Origin of the sequence: Microbispora bryophytorum, from assembly GCF_006874465.1 — a bacterium.
Lineage (GTDB): Bacteria > Actinomycetota > Actinomycetes > Streptosporangiales > Streptosporangiaceae > Microbispora > Microbispora bryophytorum.
The window spans coordinates 41,006-55,093 of sequence record NZ_VIRL01000011.1 but is presented as its reverse complement, the minus strand read 5'-3'; the positions used below and the strand labels follow the sequence as shown (position 1 = coordinate 55,093).

The 14,088-nt window shown below is 72.4% G+C and carries 10 protein-coding genes; 8 read left to right on the top strand and 2 right to left on the bottom strand.

The window, feature by feature from the left end; all coding sequences use genetic code 11:
- Nucleotides 1-13: 13 nt before the first annotated feature.
- Nucleotides 14-997, bottom strand: coding sequence for a class I SAM-dependent methyltransferase (locus FLX07_RS20170; protein WP_142572376.1), 984 nt, complete (start codon nucleotides 995-997; stop codon nucleotides 14-16).
- Nucleotides 998-1,568: 571 nt separating this feature from the next.
- Here FLX07_RS20170 and FLX07_RS20165 point away from each other — a divergent pair.
- On the top strand, nucleotides 1,569-2,834 hold the full coding sequence (locus FLX07_RS20165; RefSeq protein ID WP_142572375.1) for a nucleotide sugar dehydrogenase: 1,266 nt from the start codon (nucleotides 1,569-1,571) through the stop codon (nucleotides 2,832-2,834).
- Nucleotides 2,835-2,894: 60 nt separating this feature from the next.
- On the opposite strand, the gene FLX07_RS20160 is transcribed toward FLX07_RS20165, so the two are convergent.
- Complete coding sequence (locus FLX07_RS20160) at nucleotides 2,895-3,710, bottom strand: peptidoglycan recognition protein family protein (protein ID WP_142572374.1); 816 nt, start codon at nucleotides 3,708-3,710, stop codon at nucleotides 2,895-2,897.
- A gap of 468 nt (nucleotides 3,711-4,178) precedes the next feature.
- Here FLX07_RS20160 and FLX07_RS20155 point away from each other — a divergent pair, with 468 nt between their 5' ends.
- The 7 genes from FLX07_RS20155 (at nucleotide 4,179) to FLX07_RS20125 (ending at nucleotide 14,058) form a co-directional block, all read left to right on the top strand.
- Complete coding sequence (locus tag FLX07_RS20155; protein WP_142572373.1) at nucleotides 4,179-5,534, top strand: MFS transporter; 1,356 nt, start codon at nucleotides 4,179-4,181, stop codon at nucleotides 5,532-5,534.
- Nucleotides 5,535-5,738: 204 nt separating this feature from the next.
- Complete coding sequence (locus tag FLX07_RS20150) at nucleotides 5,739-7,892, top strand: molybdopterin oxidoreductase family protein (RefSeq protein WP_142572372.1); 2,154 nt, start codon at nucleotides 5,739-5,741, stop codon at nucleotides 7,890-7,892.
- Nucleotides 7,889-9,298, top strand: coding sequence for an FAD-dependent oxidoreductase (locus FLX07_RS20145; protein ID WP_142572371.1), 1,410 nt, complete (start codon nucleotides 7,889-7,891; stop codon nucleotides 9,296-9,298). The genes FLX07_RS20150 and FLX07_RS20145 overlap by 4 nt, the downstream gene beginning before the upstream one ends.
- On the top strand, nucleotides 9,295-11,784 hold the full coding sequence (gene nirB, locus FLX07_RS20140) for a nitrite reductase large subunit NirB (protein WP_223853915.1): 2,490 nt from the start codon (nucleotides 9,295-9,297) through the stop codon (nucleotides 11,782-11,784). The genes FLX07_RS20145 and nirB overlap by 4 nt, the downstream gene beginning before the upstream one ends.
- Entirely contained in the window at nucleotides 11,781-12,137 is a 357-nt protein-coding gene (gene nirD, locus FLX07_RS20135; protein ID WP_142572370.1) for a nitrite reductase small subunit NirD, read from the top strand. Before nirB ends, nirD begins: the two co-directional genes overlap by 4 nt.
- Nucleotides 12,134-13,297: a uroporphyrinogen-III synthase gene (locus FLX07_RS20130; protein WP_142572369.1), complete on the top strand. Its 1,164-nt coding sequence runs from the start codon at nucleotides 12,134-12,136 to the stop codon at nucleotides 13,295-13,297. The genes nirD and FLX07_RS20130 overlap by 4 nt, the downstream gene beginning before the upstream one ends.
- Nucleotides 13,294-14,058, top strand: coding sequence for a sirohydrochlorin chelatase (locus tag FLX07_RS20125; RefSeq protein WP_229689852.1), 765 nt, complete (start codon nucleotides 13,294-13,296; stop codon nucleotides 14,056-14,058). The genes FLX07_RS20130 and FLX07_RS20125 overlap by 4 nt, the downstream gene beginning before the upstream one ends.
- Nucleotides 14,059-14,088 lie beyond the last annotated feature (30 nt).

The window sequence follows — 14,088 nt, the reverse complement described above, 5'->3', positions numbered from 1 at the left end:
GGGTGCCCGGCGGCTACTTCACTCCCCGCACGACGTACAGCCCGCGGTGGCGCTCGATGGAGACCTCGCTCAGGCCGAGTTCCCTCGTCCACCGCTCCAGGCGGCGGCGCGGCTGGGGGCTTTCGTACCGCGGTGAGAGCCAGTCGAAGGTGTCCAGCACGGACCAGGTCCGCAGCATCCGCCGATCCTTCAGGTTCAGGTAGCGGAGGTTGGCGACGGGCACCAGCCGGGCCAGGTACGGTCCCGCCTTCGGCACCGAGTGGAGCGCCGTAGACAGCGGCAACAGGCACGGGACGGCCTTGTCCACCGCGGAGTAGAGCCTGGCCGGGGGGATCCGCCTGGTGATCGGCCTGAGCAGGTGCCGCGGGTGCGTGTACGCGACCATGGCGGCGTACACGTCCACGCAGAATCGGCCACCGGGGCGCAGGTAGCGGAACAACGTCTTGAACGTCCGCTCGACGTCAGGAGTGTGCTGAATGACGCCGAAGCAGATCAAGTAGTCGAAGGACTCCTCGGGGAAGGGCATCTCGTAGATGCTCGCCTGGACCAGCCGCAGGTTGGGAAAGCGCCTGTTGGAGGCGGCGTTGGCGTGGACGGCGCTCGAAATGTCGAAGGAGGTGACCTCGGCGCCCGTCTCACACAGCACCTCGGTGAACCGCCCGGCGCCGCTGCCGCATTCGAGCACCCGCCGCCCGCGAAGCTCGCCCGCCGACCAGCGGCTGGCCCGGAACAACCGGTCGCGGGAGATCGGCAGACCGGAGTGCGAGTCGAGCTGGGTCAGCCGGTGCCGGTTCCATTGGTATCCGAAGCCCTCCGCGTAGTTGTCCTGCGGCACGAAGCGCGGGACGCCGCGGTCGACGGGATAGGTCGCGGGGCAGGCGCCGCAACGCAGGCCGCCTTCGGCCCGGAGGGCGCCGCGGCAGCGCGGGCATCGCAGTTCCGACCACCATCGGATTCCGGCGCCCACGTCGTCATGGGTGTCATTCGAAAGAGCCATTCGAGTCGCCTGCCTACGAGAAGAAGGACGCCGGCAACGCCGCCGCCTCAGCACGGATATGAAATTCGCGTTGGGTGATCCGGTCACGGACGGCGCGTTCCCGGGCGTTTCCTGAAAGCACTTGGGAATGAGCTCCTCTGGCACGGCGCTTATCGCGGAGCGAATCTGCCCGGCTGTGCGAGGGTGTGTCGTCGCCTTGAGCAGTCCTCTCCCTGCGCCGTGATCGAACGTGCCGGTGCGGTCGTCCGGAAAGGGCCCGCGGAACCCCGCCGCGCCGGCCTTTCCCCTGGTGAATGTGGGTTCCGGCCGGACGTGTCGATGCCGCGTCGCCCCACCGGTTTCAGTCTCGCCGCGTGCCCGGCGGTGCGGGGGACCGACGTTCGCGCGCGGCGGTCTCCTTGCCAGGGTTTTACGCGCGTCCGATGCGCGCTCGTGGAATGCGCGGGCGCCGATTCACCCGGCGTCGGACGCCTCGGGCGACACGCCGGAGCCGTCGCCGAATCGGCGTCCGGCCATCCCGGGACTTCTACAGTCGGCAGGGATGTCGATGCGAAGTGACGGGGGCCCTGTAATGGGAGAGAAATTGGTCGTGATCGGCCAGGGATACGTCGGCCTGCCACTTGCCATGCGTGCGGTCGAATCCGGGTTCGACGTGGTGGGAATCGACCTGGACGAGTGGCGGGTGAAACGCCTCGACGCGGCCGAGAGCTATGTCGAGGACGTCTCCGACGAGGCTCTGGCCGAGGCCGGGCGGTCGGGCAGGTATCTGGCCACCACCGACTACGCCGCGGCGGAAGGGTTCGACGTCTGCGTCATCACGGTGCCGACACCGCTGCACGAAGGGGCCCCCGACCTCCGTCACATCGCCTCGGCCGGCAGGTCCATCGCCCCGTTCGTACGGCACGGCGCCACGGTGGTGCTGGAGTCGACCACCTATCCCGGAACCACCGACGAGTTCCTCCGCCCGATCCTGGAGGAGGGCTCGGGGCTGCGGGCTCCCGGGGACTTCTTCCTCGGCTACAGCCCCGAACGGATCGACCCGGGCAACAGCCAGTGGCGGCTGGACAACACCCCGAAGGTCGTGTCGGGTCTCGACGAGGCCTCGCGTGCCCGGGTCGAGGCCTTCTACGGCGCCGTCGTCGAGCGGGTCGTCCCGGTGTCGTCCACCCAGGTGGCCGAGCTGTGCAAGCTGCTGGAGAACACGTTCAGGCACGTCAACATCGCGCTGGTGAACGAGCTGTCGATCTTCGCCCGGCAGCTCGGGATCGACGTGTGGGAGGCCGTCGACGCCGCCTCGACCAAGCCGTTCGGCTACATGCGCTTCACTCCCGGGCCCGGCGTCGGCGGGCACTGCCTGCCGATCGACCCGTCGTACCTGTCCTGGAAGGTCAAGCGCAGCCTCGGGCACGATTTCCGGTTCGTCGCGCTGGCCAACGACATCAACGACCACATGCCGGAGCACGTGGTGCGCAGGCTGGCCCTCGCGCTGAACCAGCGGTGCAAGCCGGTCAAGGGGAGCCGGGTGCTGGTGCTCGGGCTCGCCTACAAGAAGAACGCGGGCGACTGCCGCGAGTCGCCGTCGATCGAGGTGGCCCGGGCCCTGGTCAAGCTCGGAGCGCGGGTGCGGGCCGTCGATCCGCACGTCGATCTCGCACAGCTGCCGGCCGGGCTGGAAGTGGAGCTGACCGACCTGACCGGCGCCGAGCTGGCCGCGGCGGACGCGGTCGTGGTCCTCACCGACCACGACTGCTTCGACTACGAACTGGTCCAGCGCGCCGCGACCTTCGTCTTCGACACGCGCAACCGCTGCCGCGGCGACGACGTCGAGCGGCTCTGACCCGATCGGACGGCACGGGCGGCTCCCCACGGGGGGCCGCCCGTTTTCAGCGGGCCCGTCTCATCGGTTCAGCTCGTGCGGGCCCACGGCGGGACCGTGCTCCAGCGGCAGGTCGCCGACGAGAGCGGCCCCCTCGTACGCACCGCCGGGCAGGGCGAGCCGCGGCGGCGGGGGCTCGGCCCGCCCGGACCCGCGCCCGCCCAGGCGGCCGGCGACGTCGTCCCGCAGCCGCGGCAGGTACGCGTAGAGGCGGTCACCGGGGCAGGCGGTCCTGTTGAGGTCACGGTGGCCGATGATCGCCTCGTGCGGGTCGAGCGCGTAGGTGTCGCACAGCCAGGCCAGCAGGGCGGTCAGCGCGGACAGCTGGCGGGCCGGAGGCAGGCTGGACGTGTACGTCCCCTCGGTCTCGACGCCCAGCGTGTGGTCGTTGTGGTCGGCGACCTGCGCCCCCATCACGTGCTTGCCCGCCTCGACGGCCGGCAGCGAGCGGTTGCGGCCCTCCATGACGTATCCGCCCCGGCTGACGGTGAACTGCTCGCCGATGTCCTCCCAGCCGTTGTGCTTCATGTGATAGCGCTGGATCGTCCGCGACAGCCGGAAAGCCGCATCGAGGTCGGTCGCGTCCGTGTTCGCCGTCGCCGTGTGGTGGACGACGAGCCGGTCGGGCGCGTGGTCGAGCACCTCGGCCTTGCTCCTGGGCGGATCGGCCTTCCAGTCCGACCGGGTGTACACGCGCGGCCGACGCGGGCGGTTCCCGGCCCAGACGGGCGTGGCCGCCGCGACGAGCCCGCCCTGCGCGGTCAGCACCGCGGCGGGCAGGCTCACCGACCAGAGGAGCCCCGTCGAAAGAAACGCGCGGCGCGAGACCGCTGGCATCCGTCCTCCCCGAGTGCGCGGACCCTCGGGGGTCCTCGTCTGGCGGGAGGCGGCATCGATATCCCCTCTCCCCGCCGCGGATATTCCTGCGAGCGAAAACCGGTCACATGTCAACCGAAATGTCCGCGCCATGCCGCAGCGGAAAATGCCGTAGTCCGGTCAAAGAATGGCACTAGCGCGATCGCGGGAATGTCGCGAAATGCCTCGCGTACGGGTCGCGGTGAGGCTGCTGACCTTGCGTGACTGCGGCCGGCCGGGGACGGCGCGCAGGACGACACGTGGATGAAACGCGGACCGCCTGACGAGCGGGGCCGTGTTAACCCGATGTTGCGTCCGTTATGCCTGTGGATTGCATGTTTCGTGGGTGCGGCACATGTAACGGCCGCACGGTCACCCATGGTCAAAGTGCGTAACGCGCTCTTCCTAGCTTCTGTTACCGGCCCAGTTGATGAGGACGCAGGAGGAGCGATGGCGGCGACGCAGGCGGCGGCACCGGAGAAGGGCCGCTGGATCGGTGACTGGCGACCGGACGACCCCGTCTTCTGGGAGAGCACCGGCAAGAAGGTGGCCCGGCGGAACCTGGTGTTCTCGATCCTGGCCGAGCACCTGGGCTTCACGCTGTGGACCGTCTGGAGCATCGTCGCGGTCAAACTCGGCGGCTACAGGTTCTCCACCGACCAGTTGTTCTGGATCGTCTCGCTGCCGAACCTCGTGGGCTCGGCGCTGCGCATCCCCTACACCTTCGCGCCCGCCCGGTTCGGCGGCCGGAACTGGACGGTGGTCAGCGCGACGCTGCTGCTGGTGCCCGCCGTCCTGCTCGCGGTGGCGGTGAACGACCCGGGCACGCCCTACTGGGCCTTCCTGGCGATCGCGGCGACGGCCGGGCTCGGCGGCGGCAACTTCGCCTCCAGCATGGCCAACATCACCCACTTCTACCCCCAGAACAGGCAGGGCGCCGCCCTCGGCCTGAACGCGGCCGGCGGCAACATCGGCGTCAGCTCCGTGCAGTTGCTGATGCCGCTGGTCATCGCCGGGTTCGGACTGGCCGCGGCCGGGTTGTTCTGGGTGCCCCTCGTCCTGGCCGCCGCCGCCGGGGCGTACTTCTGCATGGACAACCTCACCTCGGCCAGGGCCGAGCCGAAGGAGATGGCCAAGGCGGCCGGCCGGGCGCAGACCTGGATCATGTCGGTTCTCTACATCGGCACCTTCGGCTCGTTCATCGGCTACTCGACCGCGTTCCCGCTGCTCATCAAGTCGCAGTTCCCCGAGCACGCCTCGCTCACCTCGCTGGCCTTCCTCGGGCCGCTGGTCGGGTCGCTCATCCGGCCGGTGGGCGGCTGGCTGTCGGACCGCCTCGGCGGCGCCTCGGTGACGTTCTGGAACTTCGCCGCGATGATCGCCTCGGTCCTGCTCGTCTGGCGGGCCATGTCGGCCCACGACTTCGTGCTGTTCTTCGCCGCGTTCATGCTGCTGATCGGCACCGCGGGCGTCGGCAACGGCTCCACGTACCGGATGATCCCGGCGATCTTCCGGGCGAAGGCGGTGATCGGCGTCGAGCCCGGCACCCCCGCGTACGAGGAGGCGTTGGCGACCGGCAAGCGCGACGCCTCGGCGGCCATCGGGTTCATCTCCGCGGTGGGCGCCTTCGGCGGGTTCTTCATCAACCGCGGGTTCGGCAGCTCGATCGCCGCCACCGGCGGCGCGGGGGCGGCGCTGGCGGCCTTCGCCGCCTTCTACGCCCTCTGCTTCACGCTCACCTGGTTCTGCTACATGCGCACCCTCGGAGCGAAGGCGGCGCCGAGCCTGGCGGCCGCCCGGGTCTGAGAGGCGGATTCTCCGCGGGCGCCCGCGCGGCGCCCGCCTTTTCCGGGCTCATGCCTCACAAGCGGCGACAGCACAAGTGAGCTTTCGAGACGACGGGGTCTCTCACACGCCGCGCTCGCGGAAGTTAGCGCGGTTGGCGCCTTGTAGCACAGCGGTAACAGAAGGGACCCAGCGGTGAAACCGCCTGTCAGCACCATCGGATCCATGCCGATCTCACCGCACGCTCCCGGCCCTGTGATTTCACAGGCCGCCGCGGGCACTGTGGTGCACACGGACACGGCCGTGGGGTCGGCCACGCACTGCCCGTACTGCGCGCTCCAGTGCGGCATGTACGTCGCGAAGGGCGAGATCACCCCGCGGGAGGACATCCCGGCCAACGCCGGCGGCCTGTGCCAGAAGGGCTGGACGGCGGCCGAGCTGCTGACCTCGCCCGAGCGGCTCACCACCCCGCTGCTGCACGGCAGCCCGGTGAGCTGGGACGAGGCGCTCGACTACGTCGCCACCCGGATCGGGGCCATCAGGGCCGCGCACGGCCCGGACGCCGTGGCGGTGTTCGGCGGGGGCGGGCTGACCAACGAGAAGGCCTACCAGCTCGGCAAGTTCGCCCGGGTCGCGCTGCGGACCAGCCAGATCGACTACAACGGCAGGTTCTGCATGTCCTCGGCGGCGGCCGCGGTCAACCGGGCCTTCGGGATGGACCGCGGGCTGCCGTTCCCCATCACCGACATCGCCCGCGCCGGGGCCGTCCTGTTCGCCGGGGGCAACGTCGCCGAGACCATGCCCCCCTTCGTGCGCCACCTGACCGCGATGCGGTCCGGGGGCGGCCGGCTCGTCGTCGTCGATCCGCGCCTCACGCAAACCGCCAAGATGGCCGACCTGCACCTGCAGGTCACCCCCGGCACCGACCTCGCGCTGGCGCTCGGCCTGCTGCACATCGCGATCGCCGAGGGGTACGCCGACGCGGACTATCTGGCCGCCCGCACGACCGGCTTCGAAGACGTGCGCACCTCCGTGTCGGCCTGGTGGCCCGAGCGGGTGGAGCGCGTCACCGGCGTCCCGGTCGCGCGGATGCGCGAGGCCGTGCGGATCCTCGGAGAGGCGGAGCGCGCGATGGTGCTGACCGGCCGGGGGGCCGAGCAGCACGCCAAGGGCACCGACACGGTCACCGCGTTCGTCAACCTGGCGCTCACCCTCGGGCTGCCCGGCCGTGAGGGCTCCGGCTACGGCTGCGTGACGGGCCAGGGCAACGGCCAGGGCGGCAGGGAGCACGGTCAGAAGGCCGACCAGCTCCCCGGCTACCGCAAGATCGACGACCCCGCGGCGCGGGCGCACGTCGCGGCCGTGTGGGGGATCGACCCCGCCGACCTGCCCGGCCCCGGCCGGTCCGCGTACGAGCTGCTGGACGCACTCGGCACGCCGGAGGGGCCGAAGGCGCTGCTGCTGTTCGGCTCCAACCCCGTCGTCTCCGCGCCGCGCGCCGGGCACGTCACCCGGCGGCTGGACGCGCTCGACCTGCTCGTGGTCGCCGACTTCGTGCTGTCGGAGACCGCGGCCATGGCCGACGTCGTGCTCCCCACGACCCAGTGGGCCGAGGAGGCGGGCACGATGACGAACCTGGAGGGCCGGGTCCTGCTGCGCCGCCAGGCCGCCGCGCCGCCGCCGGGCGCGCGCAGCGACCTGGAGATCCTGCGGGGCCTCGCCGAGCGGCTCGGCTGCGCGGAGAAGTTCCCCGCCGACCCGCGCACGGTCTTCGACGAGCTGCGCCGGGCCTCCGCCGGGGGAGTCGCCGACTACTCCGGCATCACCTACGAGCGCATCGCGGCCGAGACCGGCGTGTTCTGGCCGTGTCCCGGCACCGGGAACGACGGCGCTGGGGACGACCCGCACCCCGGAACCCCGCGGCCTTTCCTGGACCGCTTCGCGACGCCGGACGGCCGGGCCCGGCTGGTGCCGGTGGACCACCGCCCGCCCGCCGAGGACGTGGACGAGGAGTTCCCGCTCTACCTGACGTCGGGGCGGGTGCTCGCCCACTACCAGTCGGGGGCGCAGACGCGCCGCATCCGCCCGCTCACGCAGGCGTCGCCCGAGGTGTTCGTGGAGCTGCACCCGGACCTCGCCGAGCGGCTGGGCGTCGCCCCCGGCGACCGCGTCCGGGTGCGCAGCCGCCGGGGCGCCGCCGAGGGCGTGGCCCGGGTGAGCACCTCGATCCGGCCGGACACCTTGTTCATGCCGTTCCACTGGGAGGGCGTCAACCTGCTCACCAATCCGGCGCTCGACCCGACGTCGCGGATGCCGGAGTTCAAGGTCTGCGCCGCCGCCATCGAGCGGTGCGCCGAAGACGGGGAGCGTGTCGCGTGAGGCTTGTCGTGGTGGGGAACGGGATGGCGGGCTCGCGTGTGGTGAGCGAGGTCCGCGCCCGGGACAAGGACGTGAAGATCACGGCGTTCGGCGCCGAGGCGTGGCAGCCGTACAACCGGGTCCTGCTGTCGAACGTGGTGGCCGGCACGTCGAGCCCGGACCAGGTCCGGCTGCTCGACCCCCGCTGGTACGCCGACCACGGCGTGACCGCCCGCCTCGGCGTCCCGGTCATCGCCATCGACCGGGACTGCCAGACGGTGGTCGCCGCCGACGGGACGCGCGAGCCGTACGACGTGCTCGTGCTCGCCACCGGCAGCGAGCCGGTCGTCCCGCCGATCCCCGGCGTGCAGCGGGCGACGGCGTTCCGCACGCTGGACGACTGCGAGCGGATCAGGGAGGCCGCCACGAGCGCGCGCAGCGCGGTCGTGGTCGGCGGCGGCCTGCTCGGCATCGAGGCCGCGCGGGGCCTGGCCGGCCGTGGCGTCCCGGTGACGCTGCTGCACCTGGCCGGGCACCTGATGGAGCGCCAGCTCGACGAGGAGGCCGGGCTCATCCTCCGCGAGACGCTCGGCGCGCTCGGCGTCGCCATCCGCACGGGCGTCACCGTGAGCGCGATCCGCGAACGGCACGTCGAAATGGCCGGCGGCGAGCTGATAGACGCCGACCTGGTCGTGCTGGCCTGCGGCGTGCGCCCGGTCGTCGGGCTGGCCCGCGACGCGGGGCTGGAGGTCGAGCGCGGCGTCGTCGTGGACGACGAGATGCGCACCGACGACCCGTCGATCTTCGCGATCGGGGAGTGCGCCCAGCACGCGGGCCGCGTCTACGGGCTGGTCGCCCCCGGCTGGGAGCAGGCGTCGGTCGTGGCCGACCTCGTCACCGGAGCCGACAAGGGCGCGCGCTACCGCGGCTCGCGGCTGGTCACCCGGCTGAAGGCCAGGAGCGTGGAGCTCGCGGCGATGGGGGAGACCCAGCTGACGGAGGACGAGGCGGAGATCGTCCGCTTCTCCCATCGGCACACGGGCACCTACCGCAAGCTCGTCATTCGCGAGGGCCGGCTGGTCGGCGCGATCCTCCTGGGCGAGACCTCCGCGGTGGGCACGCTGACCCAGCTCTTCGACCGGGGAGGTCCGCTGCCCGGCGACCGCACCGGGCTGCTGTTCCCCGATCTCGCGGGCGTGGGCGGCGCGGCGGTCGCCGACAGCCCCACCCGGATGCCGGACTCGGCCCGGGTCTGCCAGTGCAACAACGTGACGAAGGGCCAGATCAGGGCGTGCTGGGAATCCGGCGCGCGGAACGTGGAGGCTGTGGCCGCCGCGACGAGGGCCACCACCGGCTGCGGCAGCTGCCGCGACGCGGTCGAGGGCATCGTCGGCTGGCTGTGTGAGCAGGAGGGCGTCAGCGCATGAAGGACCGTGAGCGCATGGAGGACCGTACGCGCATGAGACTCGTCGTCGTAGGACACGGCCCGACGGCCCACCGCCTGATCGAGACGCTCGACGCCCGGGGCTTCGACGGGACGGTCACCGTTTTCGGAGAGGAGCCCCGCCCGGCCTACGACCGGGTCGCGCTGACCTCCTATCTCAGCGGCAAGAGCGTCGAGGACCTCACCTATCCGGCGCCCGACGGGGTCACGCTCAGGACCGGCGTCCGCGTCACCGCGATCGACCGCGTCAACCGCGCCGTCACCACCGACGCCGGCGACAGCGAGCCGTACGACGTGCTGGTGCTGGCCACCGGGTCGGCGCCGTTCGTGCCGCCGGTGCCGGGCCGCGACCTGCCGGGCTGCTTCGTCTACCGGACGATCGACGACCTGGACGCCATCAGGGACGCCTCGCGGGACGCCCGCGCGGGCGTGGTCATCGGCGGCGGCCTGCTCGGCCTGGAGGCGGCCGACGCCCTGCGCGGGCTCGGCCTCGAAACGCACGTCATCGAGATGAGCGGCTGGCTGATGCCGCGCCAGGTGGACGAGGGCGGCGGCTCGGTGCTGCGCGGGCACATCGAGGGGCTCGGGCTGACGATCCACACCGGCGCGGGCGTGCGGTCGATCGAGGCCGGCCCGGACGGCCGGGTCACGTCGCTCGTGAAGCCCGACGGCGAGGCGATCGACGCGCAGGTCGTGGTCTTCTCCGCAGGCATCCGGCCGCGCGACGAGCTTGCCCGCGCCTGCGGCCTGGAGGTCGGCGAGCGCGGCGGCATCGTCGTCGACGCGAGCATGCGCACCTCCGACGAGCGCATCTACGCGATCGGCGAGTGCGCCCTGGCCGCGGGCATGGTCTACGGCCTCGTCGGGCCCTGCAACACCCAGGCGGAGGTGGCCGCCGAGCGGATCCTGGACGGCCCGGCCACCTTCACCGGCGCGGACATGTCCACCAAGCTCAAACTGCTGGGCGTGGAGGTGGCCCAGTTCGGGGCGATGTCGGGCGCGCTCGACGTCACCTACATGGACCCGGTGGGCGGTGTCTACAAGCGGCTGTTCATCAGCGACGACGCCAAGACCCTGCTCGGCGGCATCTGCGTCGGCGACGCCGGGCCGTACAACGCGCTGCGGCCGTTCGTCGGCAAGCCGCTGCCCGGCGCGCCGAGCGACCTGCTGTTCGCCGGCGCGGGCAAGGCGTCGGTCGACCTGCCCGACGACGCCCAGGTCTGCTCCTGCAACAACGTCACCAAGGGGAGGATCTGCGAGGCCATCGCCGACAAGGGCCTCACCGATGTGCAGGGCATCAAGGACTGCACCCGGGCCGGCACCACGTGCGGAAGCTGCGTGCCGATGCTCAAGCAGATCCTGGTGAAGTCGGGGGTCGACGTCGGCAAGGCGCTGTGCGAGCACTTCGCGCACAGCAGGGCCGAGCTGTTCGACATCGTCAACGTCCGGGGGATCACGACGTTCTCCCAGCTCATCGCCGAGCACGGGACCGGCCGCGGCTGCGACATCTGCAAGCCCGCGGTCGCCTCGATCCTCGCCTCCCTGGGCCGCGGCCACATCCTCGACGGCGAGCAGGCCGCGCTGCAGGACACCAACGACCAGTTCCTGGCCAACATCCAGAAGAACGGCACCTACTCGGTCGTCCCGCGCATCCCGGGCGGCGAGATCACCCCGGACAAGCTCATCGTGATCGGCGAGGTGGCCCGCGACTTCGGGCTCTACACGAAGATCACCGGGGCGCAGCGCATCGACCTGCTCGGGGCCCGGGTCGAGCAGCTGCCCGCCATCTGGCGCCGCCTCGTCGACGCCGGTTTCGAGTCCGGCCACGCCTACGGCAAGGCGCTGCGGACGGTGAAGTCCTGCGTCGGGTCCACCTGGTGCCGGTACGGCGTGCAGGACTCGGTGGGCCTGGCCATCGCCCTGGAGCTGCGCTACCGGGGGCTGCGCTCGCCGCACAAGCTGAAGTCGGCCGTGTCCGGCTGCGCCCGGGAGTGCGCCGAGGCCCGGTCGAAGGACTTCGGCATCATCGCCACCGAGCAGGGCTGGAACCTCTACGTGGGCGGCAACGGCGGCTTCAAGCCGCGCCACGCCGACCTGCTCGCGTCCGACCTGTCCACCGACGACCTGGTCAGGACGATCGACAGGTTCCTGATGTTCTACATCCGCACCGCCGACCGGCTCCAGCGCACCGCCGCGTGGCTGGAGAACCTGGACGGCGGGCTCGACTACCTCCGTGAGGTGATCATGGAGGACTCGCTCGGCATCTGCGCCGAACTCGACGCGCAGATGGAGCGGCATGTGTCCACGTACGTCGACGAGTGGCGCGCCACCATCGAGGACCCCGACAAGCTGCGCCGCTTCGTCAGCTTCGTGAACGCCCCCGGCGTTCCCGACCCTTCGATCTCCTTCGAGACCGAGCGCGACCAGATCAAGCCGATGCTGATCCCACTGGAGGTGACCCGCAGATGACCATCCTCGACGCGAGTCCGGCCCTGGCCGGCCATTGGATCCCGGTCTGCCCCTACACCGACCTGTTGCCCGAGCAGGGCGCGGCGGTGCTCGTCGACGACCGGCAGGTGGCGGTCTTCCGCACCTTCGACGGCGCCCTGTACGCCCTGGGCAACCTCGACCCGTTCAGCGGGGCGCAGGTGATGTCCCGGGGCATCGTCGGCACCAGGAACGGCGAGCCGACCGTGGCCTCGCCCATGCACAAGCAGGTGTTCTCGCTGGTGACCGGCGTGTGCGCGGACGGCTCCGGCGTGACCGTGCCGACCTACGCCATTCGGGTCACCGACGGAACCGTGGAGGTGAGCGTGGTATGACCGCGCTGGTGGACGAGACCCCGATGAGTCTGGAGACGGCGCCGGACGCGCTGGCCGGGTTCACGATCGGGGTGACGGCGACCCGCCGCAGCGAGGAGCTGGCCGCGCTCCTCGAACGGCGGGGCGCCCGGGTCGTGCGGGCGCCCGCGATCCGCATCGTGCCGCTCGCGGAGGACGCCGGGCTGCTCGCCGCGACCCGGGCCTGCCTGGAGGCGCCCGTCGACGAGGTGGTCATCACCACGGGCGTGGGGTTCCGCGGGTGGATGGCGGCGGCGGAGGGCTGGGGACTGTCCGCCGACCTGAACGCGCACCTGGGCCGCGCGCGGCTGCTCGCCCGCGGCCCCAAGGCGCGCGGGGCCGTCCGCGCGGCCGGCCTGGTGGACTTCTGGACGCCGGCCACGGAGTCGTGCGAGGAGGTCAAGGAATACCTGCTCGCGCAGGACCTGCGCGGCCGCCGCATCGCCGTGCAGCTGCACGGCGAGCCGCTGGACGGTTTCGTCGCGTCGCTGCGGGAGGCGGGGGCCGAGGTGATCGAGGTGCCGGTCTACCGGTGGCTGCCCTACCGCGACACCTCGCCGCTGCGCCGCCTGATCAGCCAGGCGATCACCGGCTCGGTGGACGCGGTGGCCTTCACCAGCGCGCCCGCCGTGCTGGCCATGCTGGGCGCCGCCCGCGCCGACGGGCTGGAGGACGCGCTGCTCGCCGCGTTCGACACCCGCGTGGTGGCGGCCTGCGTGGGCCCGGTCACCGCCGGGCCGCTGACCCAGCGCGGCGTGCGGGCCGTCCAGCCCGACCGGGCCCGCCTCGGCGCACTCGCCCGGACCCTCGCCCGCCACCTGCCGGAAAGCAGCGTCACGCGGCTCGTCGCGGGCGGGCACGAGCTGGAGATCCGCGGTCACGCCGTGGTGGTCGACGGCGAGCTCAAGCCGCTGCCGCCCGCCCCGATGGCCGTGCTCAAGCGGCTCGCCGAGCGTCCCGGGCACGTCGTGAACCGGGCCGACCTGCGGGTCGTGCTGCCCGGCGGCCCCTCCCGCGACTCGGCCGAGCACGCCGTCGAGATGGCCATCACCCGCCTGCGCCGGGCGCTCGGCCCCGCGGGCATCGTCGAGACCGTGGTCAAGCGAGGCTACCGCCTCGCCTGCGGCCGGGACGAGCGGTGAATCCGACCCTGGTGACCCCGACCCTGGTGATGGCGGCGCACGGGGCGCGCAGCGGCCACTGGGAGTCCGTCATGGGCTCCCTGGCGGCCCGCGTGCGCCGCGCCAGACCCGGAGCGCCGGTCGAGCTCGGGTTCCTGGAGATCAGCGCGCCGCTGCTGTCCGGCGTGCTGTCGCGGGTGGCCGGGCCGGTCGTGGTGGTCCCCATGCTGCTCGCCGGGGGATACCACGCGCACATCGACCTGCCGGCCGTGGTCGCCCGCGCCCGGCCCGACGCGGTCGTCGCCGGGCAGCTCGGGCCGCACCGGCTGCTGACCTCGGTGCTGGCGCGCCGCCTGGCCGCGGCCGGTCTGCGGCCCTGCGACGCAGTGATCCTGGGCGCGGCCGGCTCGTCCGACCCCGCCGCGCTCGACGACGTCCGCGCCGCCGCCCGGCTGCTGTCCGTACGGCTCTCGCGTCCCGTCACCGCCGCCTTCGCCTCGGCCGGGACGCCCACGCTCGCCGAGGCGCTCGATCGCACCAGGGCCGGCCTCGCCCCGCGCGTCGCCGTCGCCTCCTACCTGCTCGCGCCCGGCTTCTTCCACGACCGGCTGGTGAGCAGCGGTGCGGACCTGGTCAGCGCGCCCCTCGGCGTGGACGACGACCTGGCCGCCCTCGTCTGGGCCCGCTTCGACGAGGCCCTCGCCCGGCCCGCCGCCGCGCCCGCTGCCGCCGCGCCTGCCGCTGCAGCCCGCGCGCCGTTCGCCACCGGCACTCCGGCCTGAGCAGAAGACCGCGTTCGCGCCTTCCGAACG

What these genes read in the sequence shown, in the direction of transcription:
- FLX07_RS20170 (WP_142572376.1), bottom strand. Translation starts at nt 997, where the DNA reads ATGGCTCTTTCGAATGACACCCATGACGACGTGGGCGCCGGAATCCGA.
- FLX07_RS20165 (WP_142572375.1), top strand. Translation starts at nt 1,569, where the DNA reads ATGGGAGAGAAATTGGTCGTGATCGGCCAGGGATACGTCGGCCTGCCA.
- FLX07_RS20160 (WP_142572374.1), bottom strand. Translation starts at nt 3,710, where the DNA reads ATGCCAGCGGTCTCGCGCCGCGCGTTTCTTTCGACGGGGCTCCTCTGG.
- FLX07_RS20155 (WP_142572373.1), top strand. Translation starts at nt 4,179, where the DNA reads ATGGCGGCGACGCAGGCGGCGGCACCGGAGAAGGGCCGCTGGATCGGT.
- FLX07_RS20150 (WP_142572372.1), top strand. Translation starts at nt 5,739, where the DNA reads ATGCCGATCTCACCGCACGCTCCCGGCCCTGTGATTTCACAGGCCGCC.
- nirB (WP_223853915.1), top strand. Translation starts at nt 9,295, where the DNA reads ATGAAGGACCGTGAGCGCATGGAGGACCGTACGCGCATGAGACTCGTC.
- nirD (WP_142572370.1), top strand. Translation starts at nt 11,781, where the DNA reads ATGACCATCCTCGACGCGAGTCCGGCCCTGGCCGGCCATTGGATCCCG.
- FLX07_RS20130 (WP_142572369.1), top strand. Translation starts at nt 12,134, where the DNA reads ATGACCGCGCTGGTGGACGAGACCCCGATGAGTCTGGAGACGGCGCCG.